We start from the raw sequence: 13231 nt of genomic DNA, 5'->3' as shown, positions 1-13231 counted from the left end.
GCGGGAATCCCTTCCATTATGCAGTGGATTCCGGCTCTCGCTACGCTCGGCCGGAATGACACCGTGCAGTCATTCCCACGCACCCCCCCACGTCATTCCCGCGCAAGCGGGAATCCATTCCATTATGCAGTGGATTCCGGCTCTCGCTGGGCTCGGCCGGAATGACACCGGGCAGTCATTCCCACGCACCCCCCACGTCATTCCTGCGCAAGCAGGAATCCCTTCCAATATGCAGTGGATTCCGCCTCTCGCTGCGCTCAGACGGAATGACAGGTCGGCGCCCATTCAACCATTCACCTATTCAACCAAAAAGACGTTGCGTTACTCTTTGATTTTACCCGTGTGTCAGCTCATCAAAACCCGTTCATGGTGGAGCAGCCAGTGTTTTCGCCATAATCCTGCGCTAAACCCGCCTATTGTGCCGTCGGCGGCAATCACACGATGGCAGGGAATGATAATGGGAATGGGATTGCGCCCATTGGCCAGGCCAACAGCGCGCAGCGCTTTGGGATTGTGAATCATACGCGCAATGTCTTTGTAGCTCACCGTTTGCCCGAAGGGTATGGTTTGCAAGGCCTGCCAGACCTGTTTCTGGAATTCGGTTCCCCGCGGTTCCAGCGGCAGATTAAACGCAGTGCGTTCGGCAGAAAAATATTCTTCCAACTGCCTTCTGGCTGCTGTGGTAATGGAGTTGGGCGAATAGGTCTTTTCCGGCTGCGGCACAAATTGAATTTCGAGCAGGCCGTTTTGGTTTGCTACCAGTTTAATCCAGCCAAGAGGCGTGTTTAAATAGTCCCAATACACCGCCGTTTAAGCCTCAAATTTTTTCAATTCGTCTTCATCCAGAAGCGGCTTAAAGTCTGCTTTGTTCAGGTCGTTTTTGAGGATAAAGCGTGTCAGTAATTTTTTAACGGCGTTCTGAAATTCAACCTGCACCCATGGTTTTTCGATGTAAAAATCGATGTTTGCCTCATTTATGGCTTTGATGGTTTCCTGGTGGGTAGCCAGACCGGTTAACAACATTTTTTGCGTTTTATTCAGTTGTCCGTCCCGATTCAGGCGGATGAAAAAGTCGATGCCGTTTTCTCCGGGCATAATATGATCGCAAATAATTAAAGCCACTGGTTTTTGTTCTTCTTTAAGTTCCTGAAAAAGTTCTTCGGCCTCATCGGCTGTTTCGCAGGTGTGCAGCTCGCAATACTCTTCAAAAATTTCCAGGTCTTTTTTGACGGCCGCCAGAACCTCTCTTTGATCATCCACGCAAATGATTTGCAATTTTTCCATTCTAACCTCCGATTGGTAGTTTTATTGTAAACTTTGTGCCTTTTGGCGAACTTTTAACCTCGATGCTGCCCTGGTAGTCGGATACAATCCGCTGGACGATGGTCAGTCCCAGGCCCAGACCAAAAGATAAACCGCTTACCTTGGTCGTAACATTGGGTTGAAAGATATTGGGTTTGATCTCCTCCGGAATTCCCGGGCCGTTGTCTTCAATGGTTACAATAATTTCCGGCTTTTTAAATTGGGAAGAGATTTTAATCACTTTGTTTTCAATTTGCGCTGCATTCAATGCTTCGATGGCATTTTGAACCAGATTCATCCACAATTGAACCAATTCGCCCTTATTAGCTGTAATTCCCGGAAGGGGAGAGAGCTCCAGAAGCAGTTGAATATTGCGTAACTTGTGGCGCAACAGGGTAATGGTGTTCTGGATGGTTTCGTTAACGTCGAGTCCGCTTTGCTTTTGCGAGTGTTGCGCGCCCAGGGTGCGGATGGAATGTACCACATGGGTGGTCTGGTCTGCGGCGACTAACATATCGTGAAAGGTGGCGCCCAGCTCCCAGTAACGGTACAATTCTTCGGGTGTGTATTTTAATTGATCGCCCTCGAAAATTATTTCGTCGGGCAGGCCGGTCTGAGCCAGCAGATCGGCTTTTTGCGGTGGAAGCTGGTATTTTTGGATGAGCTCTTTTTTCCGTGAACGGACAAAGCGGCTGGAGAAAAAACGCCCTTTGTTCAGACCGATCTCAAAAATGGGCAAAAATCTGGGATCCCCGCAAAGCAGTTGCATCTGTTCCACCAGCCAGCTGGTGTTTCGGCTTAACACCGCCACCGCGTTGTTGAGCTCGTGCGCAATGCCGGCGGCCATCTGGCCCAGCGAAGCCAGCCGCTGCTGATCCAATAATTTTTTTAAAGTCCGGGCGCGTTCCTGATTGAGATGGTGCAGCTCTTGCTGGCGGCGCAGCAGGTCGCTCATTACAAGTGGCATAAATTGCTGCTCCAGAGAACACTCGCCCCGCGTGGTAATAATTTGCTGGTGGCTGTCGATGTAGGCTAACTCGCAATCTTCCAGCGCTTCTACAGTGGCAATGCTGGTGAAGTTTTTGGAAAAAAAGCTGTAAATACCCACAAAGGCACCCTTACCAGCCCGTAAAATTTCAACGCGATTCCCGTCCTCATCAATCATAAAACCGATCATTTTCCCCTGGCGGATTAAGTACAAACGGTTGTTGTACTGCCCCTGCTTTAAAAGGATTTCGCCCTTTTGCAGGCGAATCCAGCGCGCTGGATTCGAAAAATACGTGCGAATCAGCCAGTTAAAGTACGATTCATCAACATTTAATTTCATCGTCATACCACCAGTATTACTGCAGTTTCAATTTACGAATAATGCATGTTTGTTACAAGATTCGCGAAATAAATTTGCTGGATTTTTAAACCAGCGTTACCATTTTGGCTGTTTTTGTCAATAAAAAAAGAACCTGAAACAGAGTGTTTTTGATGCGGTCAAGAGTTAATGGTTTTTCTGTTTTTTACAAAAATGCCCGCAATTGGGCCTGGCCGGCATGGATGGTGCGTTCAAATCCGGCGTCCTTACGGCCGGTGTACTGCAGCGTAAAAAGCACGTTTTTGCTAAGCGTGTATTCCATCCGCAGTTGCCATGTATGCGAAATTCCTGCTTTTCGGCCGCGGGCCATTTCGAAAGGCACCACAAGATTTTGCGGATTTTTTAAAATGGACACATTCTGCAACTGATATTCGATGGTCGCCCTTCCGCGCATGGGCAGCTCGTAATTTAAACGTGGCTTTAAAGTGGCAAACCACAATTCAATGGGGTAGGTGGCTGTGCTGTTCTTTTCCAGGCCGCTTTCATTGCCCAGTCCGAACTCCCAGCGCGAGCGTGGACGGTACGATAAATTCTGCGCCACATAGTAGCCCAGAATATCCCGGTCGCGAAAGGGATTGGTGGTGGAGCGGCGGTAAAAGGAACGCAACCGGCCTTCGGTTAAACTGCGCAATTTAAATGACGGTCGCCAGTTGGCGCGCAGACCGATTTCCTGACTTTTGCGCCGGTCGTTTTCGTTGGCGTCTAAAAACTGGTTATTGTAATTCTGGCTAAAGTTGTAGCGCAGTCGAAACGACAAACGTCGGTTGTGGCGCATCAAATAAATGTCCTGCATAAAATTCAGCACGCCGCGTACGGTGTAGTTTTTTTGTAAATGGGCCGGATTCAAAAGAGACACGGCCAATTTATCCGGATCGCGCGATTCTTCTTCCAGACGTAAATAGGATTCGCTGCTCAGTTTGGAATACCAGCGTTTTTTTAACTTTTGACTGCGACGCGTGTACTTGTAAGGATCCAGCGCCAGACGCATGGACATTTGCACATTGGTTACCGGTTCAAATTTTCCGGAAGGCAGGATGTACAAAATATAATTGCCCAGCGGATCGGGCACGTACTCATTCAAAAACGGATCATAGCGCAAATTGCCGCGCCCCTCGCCCACGTCCACATAAACCTTTTCTTTAAGCGCCGTTTCTTCTGTGCTTAGCCGGTACTGCCCGGTTAAATCAATGGCCCCTTTAAAACTGCGGTGCGTAAAGTTGATGCGGGCCAGACTGGAAGTGCGGTCGCGCCAGGAGGTATCTTGCACGGCGGGATCGATGTAAAACGATTTAACGGTGTCCAGCTTGATGGCTTCAAAAGCGGGCGTATAATCTTTTTTGCGTTGCAGAATGGTCAGATTAATGCTGGTCGAACGAATGTTTTGCAAGCCGAGTTTCAACTGGATGGTCCGGCTGACCGCCTGTTTGAGTAAACGGTTGTTGCTCAGCGGGTCGTAAACATAATCCTGCCGCTGGTTAAAGGTCAGGCTGCCGCTCAGATTGCTGGTTTTGATCAGCGAAAGGCCTGTTCCCAGATCGTCGAAGCGAAATCCTTTGCGTTGTTGCTGGACGTCCTGTTTGCGGTGTTCGCCGCGGTATTTAACAAAGGGCGCCACTTTCCACAACGCCTTTTCGAACGAAATCCCGTAACGCTGCCAGTTTTCGCTTTGCTTTAACGCATCGTTTTGCGAGGCGATTTCTTCAAAAGAAGCGCTGGCCTTAAACCATTTTGGAGACTGGTAATCAACCGTCCACAGCTGCCGCAAAGTACGGAAGTCTTTTTGCTCAAAACGACCCAGATTGTTGGCGATTTTTACAGAACGGTGTGGCTGGTAAAGCGTGTTCATTTCAAAGCTCAGTTCTTGCTGGCTGGCGGGATCGCCAGAGTACAAATTCCAGTAGCGTTGAAAATCCGGCTTGCGGAAGCGATCGGCAGCGCGAAAGTTCTCATCAATGTAGCGCGTTTTCAGTCTCCATTGCAGGCTGCCCATGTTGCGCCGTAAAATTTTTAGTTTTGGTCTGGAAAATTCGCCGCTCAGAGCAACAGCCTGCCCGCGGTTGTCTCCGTCGTCCAGCGGGGAAAAGGTGTTCTGATCCAGCGAACTCAGGGCGTAGTCCAGGCGCAGCTTCCAGTCGGCGGAAGGTTTTAGGTTGAGCTGAACGTCCAGCACATCGTGGCGCGAGGGGAGCGGGATCAGTTTAATGGGCGCGTAATCTCCGCGGCCTTTGCCAATCCAGCGATAAACACCCAGCCGGTCGCGCACGTAGTCGCCCTTTCCGCTGCCCAGGTAGGTAAATGAAACGGAGTAGTTGCCTTTATTTTTACCCACGTATTTAAAAACCTGATAGCTCTCGCCCTGGTAGGCAGTGTCGATTAACACATAGCTGCCGGCGGAATCGCCCTTAAAAGTGTAACCCGCTTCCGCCGCTTTAAAAGGATCGTCTCCGGCCTGTTTAAGGATCTCTTTTTGCGATTCTTGCAGGGCGGCGCCTTCTTCCAGTAATTGGCTGGTGTTGTCCTTTTCCCGGTAAAAGTGCAGATTCAATTGCATTTTATTCTTAAAGAAAGCCGCCTGCGTAAAGGCCGAATAGACATTGCGGTTGTAGTTTTGCACGGCGGGGAAATATTCAAAGTCCACTTCGATGCGCGATTCGCTGGTAATCAGGCGGTTGTTGGTAAAACGCAGCTGTCCGTTTCCGTATTCGATAACGTAGTCGTTGTCTTCGCCGCGGATCATGCGCTGACCGTTGACAAAAACGCGTTCCGTTCCGGCCAGAACAATGATTTCCCGTTCGCCGTTTTTGCCGGTCAACAGGTAGGGCCCCTGGTTGCCTTCCTGACCTAAAAAAGAGACGTGATGGAAAAAACCGCGCGTGGTGGCAATGGTTGCCCCAAAACGCTGATTTTTAATGCGCGTTTGTAAATCCAGCCCCTGTAACTTACGCTGCACTTTGCCGAATTGTGAGCCGTTGTACTGGTAGTTAAAGTCGCCCACCGTTCCTTCTAAAAAGGGGCTTTTAAACTGCACAAATACCTTGTCGATTTCTTCGAGGGTTTGTGTGTTTCCTTCGGGCTGGATGGGCGTGGCTTCGTCGGTCAGCGCGGCAATGATTTCGATGTCGTCGGTCAAATGCCCCGAAAGCTGCAAATTGAGGCCGGAATTGAGCGTAAAGTCGCGGTTGCTGCCCACCTGCACGCCGCGCATGATGCTGCCGCTGGTTTGCAGGGTGGAAGGAATGCGGGCCAGGGGATTTTCCAGCTTAAAGGCCTGAAAGGTTTGAACGTTTTGCCACTTTTTTAAGCTATCCACTGGCAGCCCGCTGACGGTGTCGGCTTTGAATAGTTGCATTTTACGGGGGAAAAAGTAGGGCAGTCGCTGATAGGTGACGCGCAGCGTGTCGTCGGGCGAAAAATGCCGATAAAAGCGAATGGAATCTCTGCCAAAAAGTTTAAAATCCAGTGTTTCGTGCAGCAATTGACCGTTGCGTTGCAGGCGCAGCGTGTTCAGGCGCGGATGGTGATCGGGCGGAAAGACGAAGGTGAAGGTTTTGGGTAAATTCCATAAAAGGGAATCGACCTGCAGAACATTGACCGGCTGAAGCGATTGGGCGCTTACGGTTAAAATAAACGGCAGCAGCCAGAAAAAAAATATTTTTACAAGAAATGGAAAACGCGGCTCGTTTTTGGTTCGCCTGGCCGCGACGCTGGCGCGCTCCGGGCGGATTGTTTGCCGCCGCTGGTTGATTGAAATCGCCTGTTCCCGTTTCATTGATGCGTTTCAATTCTCCCGAAAATGAGCTGATTTCCGTCCAGAATAACGCATCGCTCGGCCTGGTTCAGATGAAAGACGGCCGCATCGCGCGGAGCGGAAAGCGCTTTTTGCAGCACAAAATTCCATGGCGTCACGGTTTTCAGGTCTGAGCCAACGCTGAAAATTTTTTGCGCGCCTTCATCGATGACCAAAAAATCGCCCTGCCGGTTGGTGGCCAGGCCGCGCGGACGATCAAAGCGGGAATCTTCGATTACTTTTAGCAGGTTCCCGAAAAAATCAAAGGCCAGAACGGCTTTGCGACCTACATCGCTCACCAGCAGCCATTTGTTGTTTAAGATGTCCAGTTGAACCGGTTCAAACAGTTCGCCGGGGCCGGAGTCGTACAGGCCGAAGACGCGTTCCGGCCAACCGTTTCGGTCAAACTTAACCACTTTGGCGTCGGCGTAATCCAGCACAAAAAGATCGTTTTGTGAATTGACCGCGCAGCTTAACACCTGGCCAAAGCGGAACTCTTCGGGCCAGTTGGGCTGGCTGGCAAATTGTGCAATGTAGTTCATGCGCCGATCGTAGCGTTGAATGCGCTGGTTGTTGTAATCGGCCACGTAGATATTAATGAGCGATTTAAGCCAGATGTCCAGCGGTCGATCGAATTGATCGGCCTCAAATCCAAAACCGCCGACGGTTTTCAAAAAGCGGCCCTGTAAATCGAAGAGCTGCAGGCGATTGTTGCCCGAATCCACCACAAATAAAATACCCTCCTGCGAAACGGCTACTGCCGAAGGATTACTGAATTCGCCGGGATTTTTGCCCGCCTGCCCGATACGAAATTCTTCCACAAAGGTGCGGGCTAATAAAAAGCCGTTTAAAATCGACAGCCATATAAAAAATAACAGCGTTTTTTTTAACATGAGCTTCTCCGGACGCTTATTTTCGAAAGGGTTTTAAGGTTTGGTAGTCTTTCCCCAGCACAATGGAAATTCGCGCTGCGGGGTTTTGCCCTTTAAACGAAGCTTCCTGCCGGTAGTTCAATCCCAGCAGCTCTTCCAGCTTTTTGACCGCCTCGTTTTCCGGTAGATTCCCTTTAATAAAAGAATTTGGTACGTTCCAGTTCACGCGTCCGTCCGTCCGAAAGTTTTCGGTGTTGACCACGACGACGCCTCTGTTTTGCAGAAAACGGCTTAAGCGATGGGCAATGCCGCTAACGCCTGCGCCGTTGAGGATTTCTACCTTCAAAGGCATCTGGCGGGGCAGCTGGCCAAAGAGCTCGTTTTTAAGTCGCAGCATCAGGGAGTCGTCCGGGAAAAATTTCAGGGCATTGTTTAAAAGTTCAAGGCCCTGAACCTGCCGACCGCTGGTGGAAAGCAAATAGACCTGCTGGCGCAGAGCCGATTTGACTTCGTTTTGCAGGGATTTCAGCCGGTGGTTGTGCGGATCGATTTTTTGCGCCTGTTGCAGCAAAAACATGGCGTTGTTTTGCGGAGGAGAGAGAATTTGCTTGCGCGCAATTTTTTCCTGGGCCTGATCCAGCAGGGCGTTGAGCATTTTAACCTGAAAACTGTCCGGCCGTCCCGTTTGCCGGTCAACCGCGGACGAATCGGCCTGCGGCGCATCGTGTGTGCCGAACTGTAGCCGCGATATCATCACGGTTAATAAGACGATCAAAAGAGCGCTCATCAGGCCGTAACGGATTTGCGGCTTTAAAAGCGTTCTTAATCCGCGGCCGGTTTTTTTCTTTTTCTCTCTGGCAGGCGGCGCTTTATCTTCCATTTTTAAGGAACTGGAAAAGTACGAAATACCCGTTTTTTCCAGAGCCTGGCGCATCTCCTGGCAATTCTGAAAACGTTCTTCCGGTTTTTTAGCCAGCGCTTTGAGCAATACATCGTTCATAAAACCGGAGCAGTGGGCAATGGGTTCCGGTTCCTTGTAAAGGATATTGTTGTAAACATCGCCGGTAAAAAAAGGCGGCTTGCCGTTCAGTAAATCGTACATCACGGCGCCCAGTGTGTAAAGATCGGATTGAACGGTCAGCGCTTTGCCCTGTACCTGTTCCGGCGACCAGTACAAAATGATGGTGGAAGCGGTGGCGTCCTGCACCAGATTCATGGCCTGGCGCACTGGTTCCGAAAGGCCAAAGTCGATCAGGTGAATTTTTTGTTCGGCCGTTAAAATGATGTTGGCCGGTTTTAAATCGCGATGCAAAATATTCAGGTTGTGAGCGTATTCCAGGGCGTCCAGGGTTTGCCCGGCAATCCAGCGCACTTCTTCTTCGTTAAAGCGTTGCTGCTCTTTTTTTAGTTTGAGCGTCTTTAAGGTGTTGCCCGCCACGTACTCCGTTTCGATGTAGCCAAGCGGTCCGTTGGTATGTATGCCGTAAATTCGGGCAATCTGCGCATGATCCAGAGCCGTTAAAACCAGAATTTGCTCTGTCAGGTAACGGAGAGCCTCCGGGTCTCTTTTAATGCGCTGGGGAAAAAGTAAAACGACTTTGGGCTGATTTTCCTGAAGATCGTTTACCTTAAAAGCAAAGCAGTGGCTTCGGCGCACCGGCTTTCCGCTTATTTCGAACCGATCGTCAAAACGATAACCCATCTGAAGATTTTTGAGCGAAGGGTCCAATGGAAAATTGGGGATTTTTTCCATGACTGAAAATTCTCCGGTGTAACACGTTTTAAGTAGTTTATTAATAAAATCATCAAGTTGCAATGGGCAAATGCAGGAAGATGGAAAGGATATGGCGCAGAAAGCGGCAAAGTTTAACTGATAATCCCGCTTTATTTAAATAAAAAAGCCCCGCTGGTGCGGGGCCTGATTAATTTCGATTTCTTTTTTTACCAGGAACGTTGATTGTTGTTTCTATTCCCGTAACCACCACGGTTCGGCCGCTCTGTACGTGGACGTGCTTTGTTGACAACCAGCGTACGACCGCCTAAATCTGTGTTGTTGATGTTGTCAATGGCGTTTTGAGCCTCGTCGTCCGACTCCATAGTCACGAAACCGAAACCACGTAACTCACCGGTGTACCGATCACGAAGTAATTTAACTTCCGATACACTTCCATACTCTTCGAACAAATCACGAATGGTTTGTTCATCGGTGCTTTTGGGAATGTTCCCTACGTAGATGTTCACTGTAAAACTCCTTGAAATTGATAAAAATAAAATTAACTAAAAAATCCGTTCTAAGGGCAAGATTGGTTTGACGCAAAAGAATGTAATCATCCTGAAGGTCAAGCCGGCCTGTCCCGACGAATTAACTGAGTTAAAGGTAAGCAATAAAAAATAAGATTACAAATAAAAGTGATCGTTTAAGGCCGTTTTTTAGCGCAAAAAATAGCCTTAAAAAGCCCGTCAACGGTTTTTCAGGAATTAAGCATCTTTAAAAAAGTTTCTTCGTCGATGATCTCAATACCCAGCTCTTTAGCTTTTTTCAGTTTAGATCCGGGATCCTGACCGGCCAGCACGTAGCTGGTCTTTCTGGAAACCGAGGAGCTTACCTTGCCGCCGTGCTTTTCGATCAGCGCTCTGGCTTCTTCCCGTTTAAGATGGGGCAGAGCGCCGGTCAGTACAAACGTTTTACCCTGTAAAAGCTGCGACTCGCTTTCTGTAGCTTCCTCGTCGATTTCTGTTTTAACGCCGGCTTCTTTCAGGCGATCAAGAATACGGCGATTCTGTTCGTTGCTAAAGTAGCGCACAATGCTTTCGGCCATCTTTTCGCCGATTCCGTCAATCTGTTCCAGCTCTTCTCTTGTGGCATTTTGTAAGGCGTCCAACGATTTGAAATGTCTGGCTAAAAGGGCGGCGGCCGTGGCGCCAATGTAAGGGATGCCGAGCGCAAAAATGAGGCGGTTCAGCGGTTGCTGCTTGCTCTTTTCGATGGCTTCCATCAAGTTTTGTGCGCTTTTTTCGCCCATGCGTTCCAGCCCGGCCACGTCCTCTTTTTTAAGGCGGTAGATATCGGCAATGTCCTTGATTAGCCCCTTGTCCACCAGGGTTTCTACCAGGGCGGTTCCCAGCCCCTCGATGTCCATGGCGCCGCGACTGGCAAAGTGTTCGATGCTGCGTTTAATTTGCGCCGGGCAGGAGATGTTGGGGCAGCGGATGGCCACTTCGCCTTCCAGTTGCACCAGTTTCGTTCCGCAGACCGGACATTTTTCAGGAATGGCCGGTGGTTTTGAATCTTTCGGTCGTTTTTTTAGATTGACGCCAACCACTTTAGGAATGATATCTCCGCCTTTTTCAATGAAAACCCAGTCTCTTTCGCGGATGTCCTTACGCCTGATTTCGTCCACATTGTGCAGAGTGGCGCGCGAAACGGTGGTTCCGGCCAGCTGCACCGGTTTTAATTCGGCCACCGGCGTAACGATTCCCGTGCGCCCCACCTGCCAGGTGATCTTTTCCAGCAGGGTTTCGGCCTGTTGCGCCTTAAATTTAAAGGCAATGGCCCAGCGCGGACTTTTAGCCGTGGCGCCCAGCCGCTCCTGCTGCTCCAGGCTGTTTACCTTTACCACAACGCCGTCGATTTCGTACGGCAAACTCTCTCTTTTGGCTTCCCACTCTTTGACAAAATCGAACACTTCTGCCAGTGTTTTACAAAGACGAAAGTGTGGATTAACCGGAAAACCCAGAGTTTGAAGCAGTTTCAGGTTTTCAAAATGCGTGTCTTTAACAAAGCCGGCCGTGTCTGAATCGATGTAGTAAGCAAAAAGGTGAAGCCCGCGTTGCGCAACAAGGCGCGCATCCTGCAATTTTAAGGAGCCTGCCGCGGCGTTGCGCGGATTGGCAAAAAGCGCTTCGCCCTGCGCCTCGCGCTCTTTGTTCAGCTTGTTAAAAGCCTCTTTAGACATGTAAATTTCGCCGCGCACTTCGAAAAACTCCGGCACTTTTTCAGTGCGGCGTACGACCAGCGGAATGGAACGAATGGTGCGTAAATTGGCGGTGATGTCGTCGCCCTGAACCCCGTCGCCGCGCGTAATGCCCCTTTCGAAACGGCCGTCGCGGTAGTGCAGGCTGATGGCCACACCGTCGATTTTCAATTCGCACACATACTCCACCCGTTCGCCGGGCAGGGCCTGCCGAACGCGCTGGTCAAAATCGCGGAACTCCATTTCACTGTAGGTATTGGCCAGCGAAAGCATGGGTTTGCGATGCGGAACGGTGGGGAACTCTTTAACCGGCTGGCCGCTGACGCGCTGCGTGGGAGAATCGGGCGTAATCAACTCCGGATGCGCTTTTTCCAGCGCTTCTAATTCTTTCATTAACTGATCGTATTCGTAATCGCTAATGGAAGGCTGGGCTAAAACATAGTACTCGTAATCGTATTTATTGATTAACTCCCGTAATTGCTGAATTCGTTTTTTTACGTCCACTTCCGGCCCTCCATTTAGTTGCGTTGCGCTGTTTATTGTGATCTTACCGGATCATTTAGCGAGATTTTGTACCTCACAAGATAATATTTCTTTACTAAAAGTTCAACCCGAGGTGCGGGCTTTAAAGCGCACCTCAATTTGATTTTACAGTATTTTATCCTTATTTTTTTCAATTAATTAGAAAGAAGATAAAGGCAAATGTTACAAATCATTAATAAATATTTAATTTTGCTGATCGGCGGAATATTGCTGACCTGTACCAATCCTTTTACCACGCGCGAAGGGCAGGTAGAAGCTCCGGAGAATTTTTCTCCCGGGCAAAACGGCACCTACGATCCGGCGGTTAATCCTGAACTGGTGTTTGTCAATCTGAAAAAAGCGCTGCAAGATAAAAACATTGCCGAGTACATGAAATGCTTTATCCCCCAAACGCTGGAAGGGCAGCCCCATTCCTTTTTGTTTATTCCGGAGCAGCATTTTGCCAATGAATTTGCCCGTCAGCCCTGGACCTTGAACGATGAACAGAATTACTTTACGCAGCTTGTGCAGTCTCAACTTAGCGGCTATCCAAAGCTTGACCTGATTCTGGCTGAGGGCAACGAAATTCCTTTAAATCCTATTACGCCCACATCAGTGAACGATTCGCTGGAAAGCGGCAGTGTAAAGTACAACCTCAGGATATCTTTTTCGCCGGATTCCAGCAAAACCTACAGCGGGCTGTTGCAATTTCGCTTATTTAAATCCAGAACTCCGCCGGAGGTGTGGTACATCTATTTCTGGCAGGATAACGCTCTTAACCAGAATTACGATGGAACATGGACCGCTTTAAAACTGTATTACCGCAAAAAGGCGCTATAAAAATGAAACAGGCAGGCATTTTTTTAGCTTTGGTTATCGGAGCGTTGCTTTTTGTGTTTTCCTGCGAAAATCCATTCGCACCGGGATTAAAGCACGATTTTGAAGGCGCCGCCTTAATTGTTACCGATCAAAAGACGCCGGAGGATGTGTTAATCAATTTTAAATATGCTTACAACTTTAAGGATTCACTGGTTTACGCCGATCTGTTAGACAGCAGTTTTCTGTTCATTTCCAAGAACTTTGCCACCGAACCCATTACCGATTTAACGTGGGGGCGCGATGTGGACATCAAAACCACGGTGGGGCTCTTCCGCCATTTTCAGACGCTAAACCTGACGTGGGAGGGCACGGTTTACGCCCGCTATTTGAACGAAGAAAGAACATTGAAAGAAATCAAAAAAGTTTTTAGTTTAGTGATTGACGGCGGACGTGAAATTCCGACCATCCGCGGGGAAGCGCTTTTTGTTTTCAAGAAAAAATTATTTTCGGCGAACGACACCACCGGCATCTGGCGCATCATCCGCTGGGAAGATTTGTCGTCGTTCTAAACGCTTACAGGAGGAAACAA

The 13231-nt window shown here is 49.2% G+C and carries 10 protein-coding genes; 2 read left to right on the top strand and 8 right to left on the bottom strand.

The features are described 5' to 3' along the window. Nucleotides 1-345: 345 nt before the first annotated feature. The 8 genes from Cabys_RS12660 to ligA form a co-directional block, all read right to left on the bottom strand. A complete protein-coding gene (locus Cabys_RS12660; protein ID WP_006930959.1) occupies nucleotides 346-804 on the bottom strand; it encodes a methylated-DNA--[protein]-cysteine S-methyltransferase in 459 nt (152 codons plus the stop codon). A gap of 6 nt (nucleotides 805-810) precedes the next feature. Then, the gene (locus Cabys_RS12655) at nucleotides 811-1284 is read right to left on the bottom strand and encodes a response regulator (protein WP_006930958.1); all 474 of its coding nucleotides are present in this window, start codon (nucleotides 1282-1284) and stop codon (nucleotides 811-813) included. Between the two features lies 1 nt (nucleotide 1285). Beyond that, a complete protein-coding gene (locus Cabys_RS12650; protein WP_006930957.1) occupies nucleotides 1286-2629 on the bottom strand; it encodes an ATP-binding protein in 1344 nt (447 codons plus the stop codon). Between the two features lie 184 nt (nucleotides 2630-2813). Further along, entirely contained in the window at nucleotides 2814-6437 is a 3624-nt protein-coding gene (locus Cabys_RS12645; RefSeq protein WP_006930956.1) for a hypothetical protein, read from the bottom strand. Continuing rightward, a complete protein-coding gene (locus tag Cabys_RS12640) occupies nucleotides 6434-7348 on the bottom strand; it encodes an NHL repeat-containing protein (RefSeq protein WP_006930955.1) in 915 nt (304 codons plus the stop codon). The genes Cabys_RS12645 and Cabys_RS12640 overlap by 4 nt, the downstream gene beginning before the upstream one ends. A gap of 16 nt (nucleotides 7349-7364) precedes the next feature. After that, entirely contained in the window at nucleotides 7365-9080 is a 1716-nt protein-coding gene (locus Cabys_RS12635; RefSeq protein WP_006930953.1) for a protein kinase domain-containing protein, read from the bottom strand. A 188-nt stretch (nucleotides 9081-9268) separates the two neighbouring features. Continuing rightward, complete coding sequence (locus tag Cabys_RS12630) at nucleotides 9269-9568, bottom strand: RNA recognition motif domain-containing protein (protein WP_006930951.1); 300 nt, start codon at nucleotides 9566-9568, stop codon at nucleotides 9269-9271. 230 nt (nucleotides 9569-9798) lie between these two features. Beyond that, complete coding sequence (gene ligA, locus Cabys_RS12625) at nucleotides 9799-11805, bottom strand: NAD-dependent DNA ligase LigA (RefSeq protein ID WP_006930949.1); 2007 nt, start codon at nucleotides 11803-11805, stop codon at nucleotides 9799-9801. 198 nt (nucleotides 11806-12003) lie between these two features. Here ligA and Cabys_RS12620 point away from each other — a divergent pair, with 198 nt between their 5' ends. Both Cabys_RS12620 and Cabys_RS12615 read left to right on the top strand, forming a co-directional pair. Beyond that, a complete protein-coding gene (locus Cabys_RS12620; protein ID WP_006930947.1) occupies nucleotides 12004-12663 on the top strand; it encodes a hypothetical protein in 660 nt (219 codons plus the stop codon). Nucleotides 12664-12665: 2 nt separating this feature from the next. Beyond that, nucleotides 12666-13211 (top strand): hypothetical protein, encoded by a 546-nt coding sequence (locus Cabys_RS12615; RefSeq protein ID WP_006930945.1) that lies wholly within the window; start codon nucleotides 12666-12668, stop codon nucleotides 13209-13211. The last annotated feature ends 20 nt before the right edge of the window (nucleotides 13212-13231 follow it).

Origin of the sequence: Caldithrix abyssi DSM 13497 (assembly GCF_001886815.1) — a bacterium.
Taxonomy (GTDB): Bacteria; Calditrichota; Calditrichia; order Calditrichales; family Calditrichaceae; genus Caldithrix; species Caldithrix abyssi.
Note: the sequence above shows the minus strand (reverse complement) of the source record. Positions and strands in the feature narration are given on the sequence as shown.

What these genes read in the sequence shown, in the direction of transcription:
- Cabys_RS12615 (WP_006930945.1), top strand. Translation starts at nt 12,666, where the DNA reads ATGAAACAGGCAGGCATTTTTTTAGCTTTGGTTATCGGAGCGTTGCTT.
- Cabys_RS12645 (WP_006930956.1), bottom strand. Translation starts at nt 6,437, where the DNA reads ATGAAACGGGAACAGGCGATTTCAATCAACCAGCGGCGGCAAACAATC.
- Cabys_RS12650 (WP_006930957.1), bottom strand. Translation starts at nt 2,629, where the DNA reads ATGAAATTAAATGTTGATGAATCGTACTTTAACTGGCTGATTCGCACG.
- Cabys_RS12620 (WP_006930947.1), top strand. Translation starts at nt 12,004, where the DNA reads ATGTTACAAATCATTAATAAATATTTAATTTTGCTGATCGGCGGAATA.
- Cabys_RS12640 (WP_006930955.1), bottom strand. Translation starts at nt 7,348, where the DNA reads ATGTTAAAAAAAACGCTGTTATTTTTTATATGGCTGTCGATTTTAAAC.
- Cabys_RS12655 (WP_006930958.1), bottom strand. Translation starts at nt 1,284, where the DNA reads ATGGAAAAATTGCAAATCATTTGCGTGGATGATCAAAGAGAGGTTCTG.
- Cabys_RS12635 (WP_006930953.1), bottom strand. Translation starts at nt 9,080, where the DNA reads ATGGAAAAAATCCCCAATTTTCCATTGGACCCTTCGCTCAAAAATCTT.